Source organism: Pseudomonas sp. M30-35 (assembly GCF_002163625.1).
Lineage (GTDB): Bacteria > Pseudomonadota > Gammaproteobacteria > Pseudomonadales > Pseudomonadaceae > Aquipseudomonas.
The window spans coordinates 1,190,563-1,206,089 of sequence record NZ_CP020892.1; the positions used below are offsets into that span (position 1 = coordinate 1,190,563).

Annotated in this window: 13 protein-coding genes, 3 tRNA genes and 1 pseudogene; 5 read left to right on the plus strand and 12 right to left on the minus strand. The window is 52.3% G+C overall.

Features of this window, described 5'->3' with window-relative positions; genetic code table 11:
* The first annotated feature begins 109 nt into the window (after positions 1-109).
* A complete protein-coding gene (locus B9K09_RS05560) occupies positions 110-1,615 on the plus strand; it encodes a hypothetical protein (protein WP_087515880.1) in 1,506 nt (501 codons plus the stop codon).
* Positions 1,616-2,030: 415 nt separating this feature from the next.
* Here the strand turns inward: B9K09_RS05560 and B9K09_RS05565 are convergent, their stop codons facing one another.
* Entirely contained in the window at positions 2,031-2,984 is a 954-nt protein-coding gene (locus B9K09_RS05565) for a hypothetical protein (RefSeq protein WP_087515881.1), read from the minus strand.
* 133 nt (positions 2,985-3,117) lie between these two features.
* Between B9K09_RS05565 and B9K09_RS05570 the strand changes: the two are divergent.
* Positions 3,118-3,357: pseudogene (locus B9K09_RS05570) on the plus strand (tyrosine-type recombinase/integrase); the annotation flags it as partial.
* Here B9K09_RS05570 and B9K09_RS05575 read toward each other — a convergent pair.
* Positions 3,333-3,998, minus strand: a complete 666-nt coding sequence (locus B9K09_RS05575; protein ID WP_087515882.1) for a hypothetical protein — start codon at positions 3,996-3,998, stop codon at positions 3,333-3,335. The pseudogene B9K09_RS05570 and the gene B9K09_RS05575 sit on opposite strands and share 25 nt — an antisense overlap.
* Positions 3,999-4,083: 85 nt before the next feature.
* A tRNA-Met gene (locus B9K09_RS05580) sits at positions 4,084-4,160 on the minus strand.
* Positions 4,161-4,512: 352 nt separating this feature from the next.
* Between B9K09_RS05580 and B9K09_RS05585 the strand changes: the two genes are divergently transcribed.
* Positions 4,513-5,706, plus strand: a complete 1,194-nt coding sequence (locus B9K09_RS05585) for a CynX/NimT family MFS transporter (RefSeq protein WP_087515883.1) — start codon at positions 4,513-4,515, stop codon at positions 5,704-5,706.
* Positions 5,707-5,790: 84 nt separating this feature from the next.
* Here the strand turns inward: B9K09_RS05585 and ychF are convergent, their stop codons facing one another.
* From ychF to B9K09_RS05630, 9 genes are all read right to left on the minus strand, one after another.
* Complete coding sequence (ychF, locus tag B9K09_RS05590) at positions 5,791-6,891, minus strand: redox-regulated ATPase YchF (protein WP_087515884.1); 1,101 nt, start codon at positions 6,889-6,891, stop codon at positions 5,791-5,793.
* Between the two features lie 36 nt (positions 6,892-6,927).
* Positions 6,928-7,512: an aminoacyl-tRNA hydrolase gene (gene pth / locus B9K09_RS05595; protein ID WP_087515885.1), complete on the minus strand. Its 585-nt coding sequence runs from the start codon at positions 7,510-7,512 to the stop codon at positions 6,928-6,930.
* A gap of 68 nt (positions 7,513-7,580) precedes the next feature.
* On the minus strand, positions 7,581-8,234 hold the full coding sequence (locus B9K09_RS05600; protein WP_087515886.1) for a 50S ribosomal protein L25/general stress protein Ctc: 654 nt from the start codon (positions 8,232-8,234) through the stop codon (positions 7,581-7,583).
* 117 nt (positions 8,235-8,351) lie between these two features.
* Positions 8,352-9,293, minus strand: coding sequence for a ribose-phosphate pyrophosphokinase (locus B9K09_RS05605; protein WP_087515887.1), 942 nt, complete (start codon positions 9,291-9,293; stop codon positions 8,352-8,354).
* Between the two features lie 46 nt (positions 9,294-9,339).
* Positions 9,340-9,414, minus strand: a tRNA-Gln gene (locus tag B9K09_RS05610).
* Between the two features lie 67 nt (positions 9,415-9,481).
* Positions 9,482-9,556: transfer RNA gene (locus B9K09_RS05615), tRNA-Gln, on the minus strand.
* A gap of 26 nt (positions 9,557-9,582) precedes the next feature.
* Positions 9,583-10,476, minus strand: a complete 894-nt coding sequence (gene ispE / locus B9K09_RS05620) for a 4-(cytidine 5'-diphospho)-2-C-methyl-D-erythritol kinase (RefSeq protein WP_087515888.1) — start codon at positions 10,474-10,476, stop codon at positions 9,583-9,585.
* Entirely contained in the window at positions 10,476-11,093 is a 618-nt protein-coding gene (lolB, locus tag B9K09_RS05625) for a lipoprotein insertase outer membrane protein LolB (RefSeq protein ID WP_087515889.1), read from the minus strand. The genes ispE and lolB overlap by 1 nt, the downstream gene beginning before the upstream one ends.
* Positions 11,093-12,820, minus strand: coding sequence for a tetratricopeptide repeat protein (locus B9K09_RS05630; RefSeq protein WP_087515890.1), 1,728 nt, complete (start codon positions 12,818-12,820; stop codon positions 11,093-11,095). The genes lolB and B9K09_RS05630 overlap by 1 nt, the downstream gene beginning before the upstream one ends.
* Before the next feature lie 323 nt (positions 12,821-13,143).
* Between B9K09_RS05630 and hemA the strand changes: the two genes are divergently transcribed.
* Both hemA and prfA read left to right on the plus strand, forming a co-directional pair.
* Positions 13,144-14,424, plus strand: coding sequence for a glutamyl-tRNA reductase (gene hemA, locus B9K09_RS05635; protein ID WP_087515891.1), 1,281 nt, complete (start codon positions 13,144-13,146; stop codon positions 14,422-14,424).
* On the plus strand, positions 14,421-15,503 hold the full coding sequence (gene prfA, locus B9K09_RS05640; RefSeq protein ID WP_087515892.1) for a peptide chain release factor 1: 1,083 nt from the start codon (positions 14,421-14,423) through the stop codon (positions 15,501-15,503). Before hemA ends, prfA begins: the two co-directional genes overlap by 4 nt.
* The last annotated feature ends 24 nt before the right edge of the window (positions 15,504-15,527 follow it).

Here is a 15,527-nt window from a genome sequence, read left to right on the forward strand (position 1 = left end):
CTGCTGAGGATTTGCGCTGTCTATGTTTTGATGCTAGCAATGCTGTTTTGAGCGTGCCAGTAATGATTGATATTTAATATTACTGGCCTAGGTTTGTTTGGGAGGGGATATGGCGCTTTTTAATAGTGTAGATCAGGATGAGTTTGATAAATTTAAAAAGGAAATGTTTTCTAGGGTTTCTGCAATTGAGAACTCTTTGACAACAAATGTTTCTGCTTTGCAACACGCAATTGATTTGAAGGTCACGGACTCTGAGCAGGCTGCATTAGAATCTGCAAATAATTCGGCAGATATTGAGAGGAATGTACGCAATACTGCGTCCAGAGTTGAAGAAATACTTAAAGTGCTCGAAGAGTGTAGTTCGGTAGCTTCTTCTAAAATCGTGGAAATAAATGAATCTAAAGCACAAGCTGAAGAATCTGCTGGTGAATTGAAAACTTCAATAAGTGATGTTCAGGACGCGTATAAAGAATTTAATGCTGAGAAAGAGAAGGTAGATATTTCCCTTGAAAGCATATACGGCGCGTCGAGTGAGCTCAGTGCTCTGTTAGCAAAACGTGATGAACTCTCAGGTCAAGTGGTAGTTATTGAGTCTATTTCTGTTAGAGTTAATGAGCTTAATAAAAATATTTCTGACTTGCTAGAAGGATCTATTAAGCGCAAATCGAAAATCGATGAAATCCATAATGAAATATTTGGTTATCAGCTTAAGGGTGAGGATGGGGCTGTCCAAGAGGTAGAAGGGCTCTATAGTGAGCTTGATAATGCATATGGAGATATTAAAGAAAAAATAGAAGGTTTGGATGACAGTGTTTCTGAAATTGGAAAGCTGGCTGCTGATAAATATGAGAGTCAATTAAATGAGCAGCTCAAGACTTTTGAAGGATTAATAAAAGAATCTAACGATAGGTTTTCTGCTGTTGATGAAGAGTTAAAGGGGTTGATGCCTGGAGGCATGGCAGCAGGTTTGAGTGCTGCATATGAGGAAAAGAAAAGAGACGAAGGGACGTATTTAACTACAAATTCAAATAATTTCAGTCTTGCAATCTTAGTATTAATTGCCGTTTCTCTTATCCCTTTTTGTGTGGATGCATATCTACTCATTATTAAAGGAAAGGATCTGGTTGATGTTATCAAGGATACTCCAAACTTAATACTTTCCATACTTCCTTTGTATTTTCCTGTTCTATGGTTCGCCTTCTCTGCAAGTAAAAAAGTTAATTTGTCCAAGCGGTTAATTGAGGAATATACGCATAAAGCTGTCCTCGGTAAAACTTTCTCTGGACTATCAAATCAAATTTCTAGCCTTCCTCATGAAAGTGAGGTTAGAGAGGATTTAAGGACTAGGCTTCTCTTTAATATGCTGCAGGTTAGCTCGGAGAATCCGGGGAAGTTAATAACTGATTATAATAAATCAGATCATCCGCTTATGGAGGCGCTAGAGAATAGCGCTAAACTTGGTTCTTCAGTCGATGCTCTCTCTAAGATTCCTGGGTTCTCGGCTTTGGCAAATAAGTTATCGAGGAAGTCGAAAGAAATAATGGATGTGCATGAGCGTAAAGTTACAGATGGTTTAGGTGTTCAAGATGCTCTAGAGGCAGATTCTAAAGCTTGAGTATTTAATCATCTAGCCTTTATTCAAGGGCAGTAGTTATGCCCTTGGGTATTCGATAATATCCATGCTTTTTTATGATCGATATGGTATTTCTGATTCTTCAATTGTAGTATCTATTAAGAAGTCTGGTACTTGATAAGTCTTTTCGAGAAATGCTATGGCTCCTTTTCTAGCTAGGTCTTTTCTTGAGGTTGGGCCTATTATTATTTTGCTTATGCAATCCAAGCTCTTGATAGGTAGTTCCAAGTAAGGAACTAATGAGAAACACCCCTGCCTGAACTTGATTCTTTCGTCGAACAATCAGGGTCAGACCACGATATTGATGTTGCTGAGCGCCAGCTAATGGCTGTTATCCGTCGGTCGCGATAGGTAGAGCCGGGCGGTTTGGGCGGAACCTATCTCTATCGTGGCTTTATTACAGTGCGCCTGTACGCCGAGACCTGGCATTACGCCGTGCTAATGCTTTGGCTCGTCGGATGCGACGCCATACCTTTGGAAGCTCCTCAAGCGGGGCAATGCAGATACGGACCATCCAATATGCCCATGCTCTTGTATTGCGCAAAAGAAGACGTTCGCCTCTGTCGTGCAATTCCAGCAGTTCTGTGATGAAGCGGTAGAACGCTATATTGCTCAGGAACTGGTCGTCCATCCACTCTAGCAGTGCCTCACCAATCTGCTTTATGCCAACGAGAATGACTGCGCCAGGTAGTACGCAAACGGCGAATGGCAGCACGATAGAGAGCCATAGCTGAACGATTAAGTCCCATGTATCTACTAGAAACTGCTCCAAGTCTGCAAAAATCGTTTCTCTGGAAAGGGTTGCGATGACGATAGCGGCCAAGATCGCTACAAAGCCTGTCAGGTATGCGGCGAAGTTACCAGGCGATGGTAGTTTGAAGAAGCCTTTGGCGCGGAGCATCAAGGGCTCCTGTGCCCTGATCTTGAGCTCTCGTCGCCACTCCCATTCCTCGATAAGGTGCTTGGCCAAAGCACGTAAATCACCCCCATGAGCGAAGGTGGTACGTAGATGGGCATGCTTTTCTTTGGCTAAGGTGACGTGTGGTGTTCTGAAGTGCACGCGCTTTGCGGCGGGGTGAAGTATGCGATACCGACGTTCAGCACCTTGGAAGTAGACTTGCATAAGGCCGAACACCATAGGCACTTCGTAAACCAGCAGCCATGCCTGGTCGCTCGTACCGAGCAGATATGTGCTTTGAGTTATACGCAGGTAAAGGTCGAAGAACAGCAACCCCAAAATAAGTGTTGCTAGTCCAATTGATAGCCATAGCGCTAGGGAGGAAAGGGCATAGAAGACAGGTGCGCGAAATGTTTTTCGGTAATAGCGGATTTTGTCGGCGATCGCTTCCATGTGATTTCTCTGTCACTAATATGTTGGTGATAAGTACTTTGTACGCCGGAGCTTTGTATGCATTGTGTTAGTCGCCACAGGACTTCACAAGGTATAAGGGGGACAACCAAGCTGAAAGCGAAGGCAAGAAGTAGCAGGTCACAGTGCCTATGAGCGGTGCGGCTTTCAGACCCCAGGTCAACTAACCCACATTCTGCGCCACACGTTCGCCAGCCATTACATGATGGGGGGAAGAGATATTCTCAGCCTGCAGCGAATCCTTGGTCATTCATCCATCACCATGACCATGCGCTATGCACATCTGTCGCCGGATCATCTTGAGTCAGCACTACGGTTATCGCCACTGGCTCAGAGCGAGCACCAGATTTTATAGTCCTCACTTTCAACTATTGACTTGAGCAATGGTGAGTTTGGCGGCGGAGTAGGGCATCCCCTTCCGGAGTGTTTGCCTTGGAAACTGGTGCGGCTACTCCATAGAATAATGGGGTTTCTTCCGTAGGCTTTCACTGACGAAGCCATCAGTAGACCTTCTTTTACTCTCCAGACCATCAGTCCCTTTTCAAATCTTGCCCATGGGCTCTTATCCAAGCGTGTATAGGCGACAAGGCTTTTAGAAAGGTAGTTCTGCAAGTCATCGAAGCTTTTGCTCGTAAACTCGATGCGGACGTGGTTTAGCTTTCCTTTAGCGAAGAAGAAAGTTACCAGCCGAGCCTGAATGTTGTAAGCGGTACTAATGTGAGCGGAGCATAAATAGTCGTCATTCTTATCAATGCGCTCGCGATCACCTAGGTTGCCATAACACTTCAGCTTGTGGCCGCGTGCCTGCATGTCGCGGATAACCGAGGCTTGTTCTCGTTCTGAATAAAGATCTGGTGCTTCGGCGTAGTCGGGTGTCCCAAGCCGTTTGTACCAGTCAGAAATCATGAGCCTGTACTGTAGGGGCATTCTGTCGTAGGCCGTGAAACCTGCCGCGAATAAAACGACAGCGAGCAAGGTTACTTTAAGATATCTCATTTGGCTTCCATTCCCGGTGTGGGCACGCTGTAGTCACTCGCGCACACAAAAAAGGGCTTACCTTTCGGTAAACCCTTGTTTTGTTTGGTGGCTACGCAGGGACTTGAACCCCGGACCCCAGCATTATGAATGCTATGCTCTAACCAGCTGAGCTACGTAGCCGAGTGGCGCGCATTATTCTAGTCTCCGGCGTTTGTGTCAAGCATGTTTTGATAAAATTATTGCGTTTGATCAAGTGCTTACGCGCAATGCGTGCACTTGATGGGTTTAGCTTGGCGCTGCGTCGAGCTTGTTTTTTGTTACCTGTCTAATGCGTCAACTTTTCCGAGCGGGCGTGGCACAATGCTCGGATCTTGAATTGTCCTCCTTTGAGCTTCGGCTTTATCTCTGTTGCCTATCAATGATCCATGGTTGATGGCTGTCTGGTTATTTGGCTCAAGGTGTGAGGTTTATTGTGGAGTATGCGTCTGTGCAGTGTGTTCAACGGTTTATCTGTACTGCTGGAGTGATTTGAATGGGGATCAGGTTTTGGGGTTGGCTGGTGCTGGTTGCCTTGGGTCTTAACCTGCGGCCAATACTGACCTCGATCAGTCCCTTGCTGGACGATATTCGGCTCAGTACGTCCTTGAGTTTCCAGGGGGCGGCACTGTTGACCACATTGCCGGTTGTTTGTATTGGTTTGGTGGCGCTGTGTGGCTCATGGATTGAGGCGCGATTGGGCGAGGGCAGAGGCATAGCTCTTGGTTTGCTGTGTATTTTTCTGGCATGCCTGGCGCGTGGCTTTATCGCTGACGGCAACGTGCTGTTGGCTACAGCGTTGTTGGGCGGTGTTGGCGTCGCGCTGATTCAGGTGCTGGTGCCGGGCATGATCAAGCGCCAATTTGTGGGTTGCGTGGCTTTGGCGATGGGGGTTTATTCGGCGTCCTTGATGAGTGGCGGCGGTCTGGCTGCCTTGCTTAGTCCGCATATGGCCCATGCATTCGGGCACTGGCAGGCGGGGCTGTGGGTTTGGCTGATCCCCGCGTTGCTCGCCGCATTGCTGTGGTTCAAAATGCCGTGGCACAGGTCTCACCCCTCGGCGCAAAAACTTTCATTCAAGACATTCATCAGCAACCGTCGTGCATGGCTGTTGGCGATTTATTTTGGCTTCTGTAACTGGGGCTTCATGACGATGGTGGCGTGGCTGCCCGCGTATTATCAGCAGCTTGGCTGGAGTCAGCAGGCCAGTGGTGCGTTGTTGGCGTGGATGACAATCTTTCAGGTGCTGGCGGCGTTGTCGATGCCGGTGCTGGCCCACCGCCTCAAGGATCGGCGGCCTTTGCTTGGTATTAGTTTGGGAGCGCAAGTGGTTGGCTATGCGGGGCTGCTCTGGGCGCCATTGGCGGCATCGGCGATCTGGGTGGGATTGATCGGTTTTGGTTTAGGCGCTTGCTTTGTATTGTGCTTGTTACTGAGTCTCGACCATTTGCATGAGCCGAGAGCGGCCGGTCAATTGGTGGCTTTTGTGCAGGGCTTTGGCTTTTTGATCAATGCCATTGCGCCGTCACTGGGCGGCTGGCTAAGGGAGCTGAGCGGATCTTTCTACAGCACGTGGCTGGTGATGTTGGTTAGCTTGATCCTGATGCTGTTGCTGACCTTGCGGTTTAGTCCGGCCAGCTACGCGAGGATTAATCAGCGTGGGCCGCTTGCTGGCGCAGGGCCGGTTTAGCCCGGACGTTTTCAGCCGGCAATAAAAAGCCCCCGTCTCACGTAGTGAGGCGGGGGCTTTGTTTAGGCGGTTTGAGCGCCCGGGTTACACGTTAAAGCGGAAGTGCATGACGTCGCCGTCTTTAACGATGTATTCCTTGCCTTCCAAGCGCCATTTACCGGCTTCTTTGGCGCCTGCTTCACCTTTGTATTGGATGAAGTCGTTGTAGGCGATGACTTCAGCGCGGATAAAGCCTTTTTCAAAGTCAGTGTGGATGGCGGCAGCCGACTGCGGGGCCGTAGCGCCGACGCGAACTGTCCACGCGCGTACTTCTTTCACGCCAGCGGTGAAGTAAGTTTGCAGGTTAAGCAGTTCGTAGCCTGCGCGAATTACGCGGTTAAGGCCTGGCTCGTCAAAGCCCAGTGATTCAAGGAACATGTCCTTCTCTTCACCGTCGTCGAGCTCGGCAATTTCAGCTTCGATCTTGTTGCAAACTGGAACCACGATGGCGCCTTCAGCGTCAGCGATACCGCGTACGATGTCGAGTAGCGGGTTGTTCTCGAAGCCGTCTTCAGCAACGTTGGCAATGTACATCACCGGCTTGCTGGTCAGTAGGTGGAAGCCGCGAACCAGCTGCTTTTCGTCATCGCCCAGGTCTTTGAGCAGTGTGCGCGCAGGCTTGCCTTCAGTGAAGTGAGGGATCAGCTTTTCCAGCAGGGCTTTTTGCGCCACCGCGTCTTTGTCACCGCCTTTGGCGTTGCGCGTGGTTTTCTGCAGTTGCTTCTCACAGCTGTCGAGGTCGGCGAAGATCAACTCAAGGTCAATAATCTCGATGTCGCGCTTTGGGTCAACGCTGTTCGACACGTGAATGACGTTTTCGTCTTCGAAGCAACGCACGACGTGGGCAATGGCGTGAGTTTCGCGGATGTTGGCAAGGAACTTGTTGCCCAGGCCTTCACCTTTGGATGCGCCTGCAACCAAGCCTGCAATGTCGACGAATTCCATGGTGGTTGGAATCACGCGCTCAGGCTTGACGATCTCGGCCAGGGCGTCCAGGCGAGCGTCTGGCATTGGCACGATGCCCGTGTTCGGCTCGATGGTGCAGAAGGGGAAGTTCTCCGCAGCGATACCGGATTTGGTCAGGGCGTTGAACAAGGTTGACTTGCCGACGTTCGGCAGGCCGACGATGCCGCAATTGAATCCCATGGTGTTTTCCTCGCGCAGATGTTGTCGAAAGTTAAGTTAGGCTTTTTGGCTATGAAGCTTTTGCATCGCTTTGTTCCACTCTCCTGCGAGTATCTCTGGGAGTACGCCGAGTGAGAAGTCGATGCTGGTGTCGAGCAGTTCTTGTTCGCTGCGCGGGGCGCGCCCTAGAACATAATTAGACACCATACTGCTGTGACCGGGGTGGCCAATGCCAAGCCGTAAGCGGTAAAAATTATTCTGATTGCCCAGCTGCGCAATGATATCGCGCAAGCCGTTATGCCCGCCGTGCCCGCCACCCTGTTTGAGTTTGGCGACGCCGGGAGGCATATCGAGTTCGTCATGAGCCACCAGAATCGCTTCAGCAGGGATGCGAAAGAAGTTCGCCAGCGCTGCGACGGATTGACCGCTGCGATTCATGAAAGTGGTGGGGATCAGTAAACGAACGTCGCGACCTTGATGGCTGAATTTGCCAGTCAGGCCAAAATACTTGCGATCAACACTGAGGTTGATGCGCTGGCTATCTGCTAGCCGTTCAACGAAAAGGGCCCCGGCATTATGCCGAGTCTGGTCGTATTCAGGGCCTGGGTTACCAAGGCCAACGATCAGTTGTACGGCAGTCATACTGGAGCCCTTTGTCGAAAACAGCTCAAGCGCATATGCACCTGAGCTGTTGATCTGCGTAGCAGGTGTTACTCAGCTTCTGGAGCGTCAGCTGCTGGAGCTTCTGGAGCTTCCGGCGCGTCAACTTCAAGATCTTCAGCTTTAGTTACACGTGGCATGTGGGCGTTTGCCACGGCCAAGTCGCTGTCGTGAGCCAGAGCAACCAGTTCAACGCCTTTTGGCAGAACCAGGTCAGACAAGTGCAGGGTCTGGCCAACTTCGATCTTAGCCATATCGACTTCGATGAACTCAGGCAGGTTGCGTGGCAGTACGCTGATTTCAACTTCAGTAGCGGTGTGAGAGATCTCGCCGCCTTGCTTCTTGACTGCAACTGCTTTGTCTTCGTTGATGAAGTGCAGCGGAACCTGAGTAGTCAGTTTCTGGCCAGCAACAACACGGATGAAGTCAGCGTGCAGAACGAAACCTTTCGAAGGGTGACGCTGCAGAGCTTTGATCAGTACGTTTTCTTTGGCGCCGTCAACAGACAGCGACAGGATGTGGCTGAACGAAGCTTCGTTTTCCAGCAGCTTGGCGAAGTCTTTAGCAACCAGGCTGATGGATTGTGGAGCCTTTTCGCCACCGTAAATTACGGCTGGAACCAGGCTGGCGTTACGACGCAGGCGGCGGCTCGCACCTTTCCCCAGGTCTGAACGCGCTTGTGCGTCGATGTTAAAATCACTCATTTCATTTCTCCAAAATAACCTTCACGCCCTTTACGCTTGCGACCAGCGACGGGGCGGTTAGGTAAAAAAGCCCCGCATAGGGCGGGGCGCATTTCGCTCAGGGCAAAAGGCTCCGAATTAACGGAACATTGCGCTGATCGATTCTTCGTTGCTGATGCGGCGAACCGCTTCGGCGACAATTGGGCCAATATCGAGCTGGCGAATACGCGAGCACGATTGTGCGGCAGCGGACAATGGGATGGTGTTAGTCACCACCAACTCGTCCAATACCGAATTCTCAAGATTCTCGATGGCGCGACCCGACAGTACAGCGTGGGTGGCGTAAGCGAAAACCTTGGCAGCGCCGTGTTCTTTCAGTGCTTTGGCACCGTGGCACAAAGTGCCAGCGGTATCGACCATGTCGTCAACCAGAATGCACGTGCGGCCTTCCACGTCACCGATGATGTGCATCACCTCGGAGTGGTTAGCTTTTTCGCGGCGCTTATCGATAATCGCCAGATCAACACCCAGAGACTTGGCTACAGCACGCGCACGCACTACACCGCCAATGTCAGGGGAAACGATCATCAGATTTTCGAAGCGTTGATCTTCAATATCATCCACCAAAACTGGGGAGCCGTAGATGTTATCTACTGGGATATCGAAGAAACCTTGAATCTGGTCAGCGTGCAGGTCGACAGTGAGAACACGGTCAATGCCTACAACGGTGAGCATGTCAGCCACGACTTTAGCGCTGATTGCAACGCGAGCGGAACGCGGACGGCGATCCTGGCGTGCATAGCCAAAGTAGGGGATCACAGCAGTGATTCGGGTCGCTGATGAGCGGCGGAAGGCGTCAGCCATCACTACCAGTTCCATCAGGTTATCGTTTGTTGGCGCGCACGTCGGCTGAATCAGGAAGACGTCTTTACCACGAACGTTTTCGTTGATTTCAATGCTGATTTCACCGTCGGAAAACTTACCGACAGAAGCATCGCCGAGGGGGATGTGCAGCTGGCGTACAATACGCCGCGCCAGATCGGGGTTAGCATTCCCCGTAAAGACCATCATCTTGGACACGCGCAGTACCTACCGGCTGAGGGTATACCTGGATGAGTATAGAAAATGGCAGGGGCGGCTGGATTCGAACCAACGCATGGCAGGATCAAAACCTGCTGCCTTACCGCTTGGCGACGCCCCTGTATCGTGTTTCATTGCTGATGCTTGTAGCTTGATCCAGACATTAAAGCCTAATAATCAGACATTAATGGCAGGGGCGGCTGGATTCGAACCAACGCATGGCAGGATCAAAACCTGCTGCCTTACCGCTTGGCGACGCCCCTATCTGGTGTAACTAACTACTTTGCATCTACTTCCTGTCCAATTCTTGCAGCGCTCGGTGCAACATCGAGATGTTACGCCCTTGTGCAACAAAACTTGGCAAAGTGGCTGGAAGTTGGCGGGCGACTTTACCAGCATCGACCTCATTTGGGAAGCTCCCAAATACACAAGCTCCAGTGCCAGTTAATCTTGCAGGAACAAATTTGTTCAACAAGATCAAAGCGTTACGTACTTCTGGATAACGCTTTTCTACAACTGGCTGGCAATCATTTCGACCGCCCCCCTCAAGAAGGCTGCGAACTTTAATGGGCGGCGAATCGCGTGTCAACTCGGCGTCAGAGAAAATTTCTACTGTGGGTACAAGTACTTGCGGTATTGCCACGAGAAACCAGGGTTCCGGAAGCTCTATTGGCGTCAGTTTTTCACCTATGCCTTCAGCAAATGCAGCATGCCCACGAACGAATACCGGAACGTCTGCACCCAGCGTCAAGCCTATGTTTGCCAGTTCGTCGAGGCCGCAGTTCAGTTGCCATAAGCGGTTGAGGCCGAGCAGGGTGGTGGCAGCATCAGAGCTGCCACCACCGATACCGCCGCCCATCGGCAAGTTTTTTGAAAGCCAGATATCAGCGCCATGCGCACCATTGCCGTGTTTCTGCAGCATGCGTGCGGCGCGCACTATCAAGTTGCTGTCGTGAGGCACGCCGGTAATTTCAGTATGCAGGCGAATCTCACCGTCATCGCGCGGGGCAAAACTCAGCTCGTCACCAAAATCGAGAAACTGAAACAGGGTCTGCAACTCATGATAACCATCGGCGCGGCGGCCAAGGATGTGCAACATTAAGTTGAGTTTGGCGGGGGCGGGCAGGGTCAGTCGAGCGCCACTGTGATCAGGAACCGCAGTGGCGTGGTGTCGCGCAATCATTATTGTCCCAACTGGCGAGGTTGCCAGTCCTTGACCACGATGGTGACTTGCAGGTCTTGGCCGTGCAGCTTGATACGCTCTGGCAGCCAGTAACCGTTTTGCTCAACATAACTGAGATACTCGACTTGCCAGCCATCCTGGCTCAGCTGCGACAGGCGACTGTCAGTGTCTAAGGTTACATTGCTCTTGGTGTCTGGGGCTGGGAGGCCGCGGACCCACCACAGCAGGTGCGAGACGGGCAAGTTCATGCGCAGCTGTTCCTGCAGCAGAGCTTCGGGCGATTCGGCTTTATAGCGGCCTTTGTTGGCAACCTCGAGCAACACTTCGCCCGGGCGACCGGTCAGGCGCGCGGCACCTCCACCCAGAGGTCCGGAGAGGCGAATGTCAAAGTAGTCTTGGCGTTGCAGCCAAAACAGCGTGGCGCTCCCTGAGTCTTTTGGCGCACGGATTCCGATTTTTCCGCTGATTTGCCAAGCATCCAAAGCAGTTAGCTGCTCTTTATGAGCTTGCCAGGCGGCTTGATTTCCTTGGCCTTCAACGGATTCGTGGGAGGTCAAGCCGGCGCAGCCGGTCAGTACAGCGAGCACGCTGCATGCAATAAGGTGGCGCAAACGCATTAGGGTTTCTCTGCTCCTGTCAGGCGCTTTATGGTGCTGCGCAAGATTTCACTGTCGGGTTGTTTTTCCAAGGCGGTTGTCCAGACTTCCCGGGCTTTGCTTTGATTGCCCTGAACCCAAAGCACTTCGCCCAAGTGGGCCGCGACTTCATGGTCGGGGTAGTCTGCGAGCGCTTTACGGAGGAAGCGTTCAGCTTCATCAAGCTTGCCTAGGCGGTAATTAATCCAGCCTTTGCTATCGAGAATGGCCGGATCATTCGGGCTCAAGCGGTAAGCTTTGTCGATTAATTCGTCAGCTTCCTGATAGCGGGTGGTGCGGTCGGCCAGGGTGTAACCCAAGGCGTTCAGCGCCATGGTGTTTTCTGGATCACGCTCCAGAATAAAGCGCAGGTCGGTTTCCAACTGGTCTAGGTCGTCACGATCTTCGGCGAGCATTGCGCGGGTATATAGCAGGTTAAGGTCGTCCGGGAACTGCTCAAGCCCTTGATGGATCACCTGCCAGGCCATGTCTTCCTGTTTATTGTTAGCCAGCGCCTCCGCTTCGATCAAGTACAACTGGATCGCGTAATCAGGTTCGGCGCCGCGTGCTGCGCGGAGCTTGGCTGAGCCTTCGCTGGTGCGGCCGCTCGAAAAAAGGATCTCGGTCTGACGGGCTTGGGCGGGCAGATAATCATTGCCGGGGCCAACGAGGCTGTACTCAATCAGGGCGCTGTCCGGTTCATCCAGCTCTTCATAGGCGCGAGCGAGGTTGTAGTGTGCGGCGTCCACATGGCTGCCGCGCTCGACGAGTTCATCGAGATAAACAATCGCTTCTCGCCATGCTTCAGCCTCAAGGCAAACCAAGGCCAGCGAGAAGCGCAGGTCGTCGTCTTCCGGAAACTGTTGCACCAGCGATGAAAACTCGCCTTTAGCGTCTTCCATGCGGCCTTGTTCAACCAGGGAGCGTGCATAGGTCAGGCGCAAGCGCTTGTCGTCAGGGTGCTTGCGGATACCGTCTTCAAGTAGAGGCAATGCTTCATCGCCACGCTGCAAGCTGGTTAGCAGGCGGGCGTGGAGCAGCAGTGGCGCCACATCATCGGTTTTGGCTGGATGACTTTCGAGGAGTTCAAGGGCTTCCTCAGGGCGACCGTCTTCCTGCATCAGCAGGGCTTTGCCAAAAATCAGCTGGCCATTCTCGGGATACTTGGTCAGTAGCCGATCAAAGCTCTGTAGCAGTCCTGCGCGGGAGTCCGGGTCAGTTTCAGCGGCAGACAGGGCTAGAAAGTCGAAGTGTGTGTCGCCTTGGCGTTGCAGGACTTTCTCCATGTAAGTCATGGATTCGTCATAGCGTCCGGCGCGCGCCAATTGCACGGCCGCTGCGCGTTGCGCCTCGATCGAGTCGGGGGCGTTTTTCGCCCAGATCAACGCGGTGTCGAGAGCAGATTGATCTGCGCCCAGGTATTCGGCGATACGAAAGCCGCGTTCAGCAACGCCAGCATCTTGTGTCGCGTTAGCCTGCTGCACGTAATTGCCCAGCGCAATGTCGAAGCGATTGCGCTGACCCGCCATTTCAGCTGTCAGCAATGCCAGCAAAGTATCCTTGCTGAACGAGCCATAAACTTCGGGCTTGGCCGCTTGCTCAGTTGCGGTCGCGTCCTCTACCGGTGGCGAACCATCAGTCGAGGTATTAAAGGTTTGGCAGCCACCCAAAAAAGCCATGGCTGTCAGTAGCGCTAAAGATCTATTCATAGAGACGAGACGGCTAACCTGCGGTCGGAACATCATGACATAGGCCATTGGGCAAGCCCATGGGACAATTGGTCGGGCAATTCAACCAGCCCTCACTATTGCATGATGCTGAGTTAAAGCTGAGCAATGAACAACAGTGCAGCGCAAATATTTTACTAAAAACATTTAAATTTATCGGCTTTCCTGGTTCAGGCATCCCTTATCCGGGCCCGTCGGGCTGGATAAATTCTGCTTGAGATGTTGTGACAATAATCAGCGGTGGTTGTTCTCAATCGGTCGAAGTAGGACAATTGTCGGCTTATTTAATCTGTCAGCGATCATGCATGGCCTTTATTGCCCTCGGTATTAACCATAAAACCGCTTCGGTGGACGTCCGCGAACGCGTGGCTTTCACTCCAGAGCAGGTGGTTGAGGCATTGCAGTTACTCTGCCGGGATACGGCTAGCCGCGAAGCCGCCATACTTTCGACCTGTAATCGCAGTGAACTTTACATCGAGCAAGACACCCTCACATCGGAGGCGGTCCTGCAGTGGTTGGCGAAATACCACAATCTAAACTTCGAAGACCTGCGCGCCTGTGCTTATATTCATGAAAATGATGCGGCAGTTCGTCACATGATGCGTGTGGCTTCTGGCCTCGACTCCATGGTTTTGGGCGAACCGCAGATTCTCGGGCAAATGAAGTCAGCATTTGCGGTCGCACGCGAGGCTGGCACGATGGGGCCGTTGCTGGGGCGCCTGTTTCAGGCAACTTTCAGCACCGCCAAACAGGTCCGCACCGATACCACTATTGGTGAAAACCCGGTTTCCGTGGCATTTGCCGCGGTGAGCCTGGCCAAGCAGATCTTCAGTGACCTCAATCAAAGCCAAGCGTTGTTGATAGGTGCGGGTGAAACTATCAGCCTGGTCGCCCGGCACCTGCATGACCAAGGGGTTAAACGGATCGTCGTTGCCAACCGCACGTTGGAACGTGCAAGCACCTTGGCGGAACAATTTGGCGCACATGCGGTTTTGCTCTCGGACATTTCGCAGGAGCTTGCCAAAAGTGACATCGTTATCAGCTCGACCGCGAGCCAGTTACCGATTCTGGGTAAGGGCGCTGTAGAAAGCGCGCTCAAGCAGCGAAAGCACAAGCCGATTTTTATGGTTGATATCGCTGTCCCGCGGGATATTGAGCCGGAAGTTGGCGAGCTTGATGATGTTTATCTGTATACAGTTGATGATCTGCATGAAGTCATCGCCGAGAACCTCAAGAGTCGTCAAGGTGCGGCCCAGGCAGCGGAAGAGTTGGTTTCGAGCGGTGCTGACGACTTTATGCAGCGCCTGCGAGAGCTGTCCGCTGTCGATGTGCTTAAAGCGTATCGCCAGCAGGCTGAGCGCTTGCGCGATGATGAGTTAGCTAAAGCTCAGCGGATGTTGAGCAATGGTGCCGCCGCTGAGGATGTGCTGGCACTGCTGGCGCGTGGTCTGACCAATAAATTGCTGCATGCGCCTAGCGTGCAGATGAAAAAACTGTCGGCCGACGGGCGCATTGATGCCCTGGCTGTGGCACAAGAACTCTTTGCCCTCGATGAGGGCGCGTCATCCAACAAAGGCATGCAATGAAACCTTCGCTGCTCAATAAACTTGATTTGATGCAGGACCGCTTTGAGGAACTGACAGCATTGCTTGGCGATGCTGAAGTGATCAGCAATCAATCGCAATTTCGCGCCTATTCCAAGGAATATGCCGAGATCGAGCCGGTAAATAAAACCTTTAGCGAGTTTCGTAAAGTTCTGGCTGACCTCGAAAGCGCTCAGGCGCTGTTGAAAGACAGCGATCCGGATATGCGTGAAATGGCTGAAGAAGAAGTCGCCGAAGCCAAAGAGCAGCTGGTTAAGCTCGAAGGTGACTTGCAGCGCATGTTGCTGCCTAAAGACCCCAACGATGACCGTAACGTGTTCCTGGAAGTACGCGCGGGCACCGGTGGTGATGAAGCGGCGATCTTCTCCGGCGACCTGTTTCGCATGTATTCGCGTTATGCCGAACGTCGTGGCTGGCGGGTTGAGATTCTCTCCGCCAACGAAGGCGAGCACGGCGGTTACAAAGAAGTTATCGCGCGTATCGAAGGTGACAACGTATACAGCAAGCTCAAGTTCGAGTCGGGTGCGCACCGCGTGCAACGTGTCCCTGAGACTGAGTCCCAAGGCCGCGTGCATACCTCCGCCTGTACCGTTGCAGTGTTACCTGAGCCGGACGAGCAAGCTGAAATTAATATCAATCCTGCCGATTTGCGTGTGGATACCTATCGCTCATCAGGCGCGGGTGGTCAGCACGTCAACACCACCGACTCCGCAATTCGTATTACCCACATCCCGACGGGAACCGTGGTGGAGTGTCAGGAAGAACGTTCGCAACACAAGAACCGGGCCAAAGCCATGTCATGGTTGGCTGCCAAGCTGAAAGATCAGCAAGACGCCGCTGCGCACAAAGAGATTTCCGATACGCGTAAATTGCTGGTGGGTTCGGGCGACCGCTCTGAGCGTATTCGCACTTACAACTTCCCGCAGGGGCGGGTGACCGATCATCGTATCAATCTGACCTTATACTCGCTGGCTGAAGTCATGGCGGGCGGAGTTGATGCGGTAATTGAGCCACTGCTAGCCGAGTATCAAGCGGATCAGTTAGCTGCGCTGGGTGACTGATTCAACCCGCGCTCGTTGCCCGAG

Excerpts from the sequence above, each read along its gene's own strand:
- prfA (WP_087515892.1), top strand. The coding sequence starts at position 14,421 with ATGAAACCTTCGCTGCTCAATAAACTTGATTTGATGCAGGACCGCTTT.
- B9K09_RS05585 (WP_087515883.1), top strand. The coding sequence starts at position 4,513 with ATGGGGATCAGGTTTTGGGGTTGGCTGGTGCTGGTTGCCTTGGGTCTT.
- ychF (WP_087515884.1), bottom strand. The coding sequence starts at position 6,891 with ATGGGATTCAATTGCGGCATCGTCGGCCTGCCGAACGTCGGCAAGTCA.
- B9K09_RS05600 (WP_087515886.1), bottom strand. The coding sequence starts at position 8,234 with ATGAGTGATTTTAACATCGACGCACAAGCGCGTTCAGACCTGGGGAAA.
- B9K09_RS05575 (WP_087515882.1), bottom strand. The coding sequence starts at position 3,998 with ATGAGATATCTTAAAGTAACCTTGCTCGCTGTCGTTTTATTCGCGGCA.
- lolB (WP_087515889.1), bottom strand. The coding sequence starts at position 11,093 with ATGCGTTTGCGCCACCTTATTGCATGCAGCGTGCTCGCTGTACTGACC.
- B9K09_RS05565 (WP_087515881.1), bottom strand. The coding sequence starts at position 2,984 with ATGGAAGCGATCGCCGACAAAATCCGCTATTACCGAAAAACATTTCGC.
- B9K09_RS05630 (WP_087515890.1), bottom strand. The coding sequence starts at position 12,820 with ATGAATAGATCTTTAGCGCTACTGACAGCCATGGCTTTTTTGGGTGGC.
- pth (WP_087515885.1), bottom strand. The coding sequence starts at position 7,512 with ATGACTGCCGTACAACTGATCGTTGGCCTTGGTAACCCAGGCCCTGAA.
- ispE (WP_087515888.1), bottom strand. The coding sequence starts at position 10,476 with ATGATTGCGCGACACCACGCCACTGCGGTTCCTGATCACAGTGGCGCT.
- hemA (WP_087515891.1), top strand. The coding sequence starts at position 13,144 with ATGGCCTTTATTGCCCTCGGTATTAACCATAAAACCGCTTCGGTGGAC.
- B9K09_RS05560 (WP_087515880.1), top strand. The coding sequence starts at position 110 with ATGGCGCTTTTTAATAGTGTAGATCAGGATGAGTTTGATAAATTTAAA.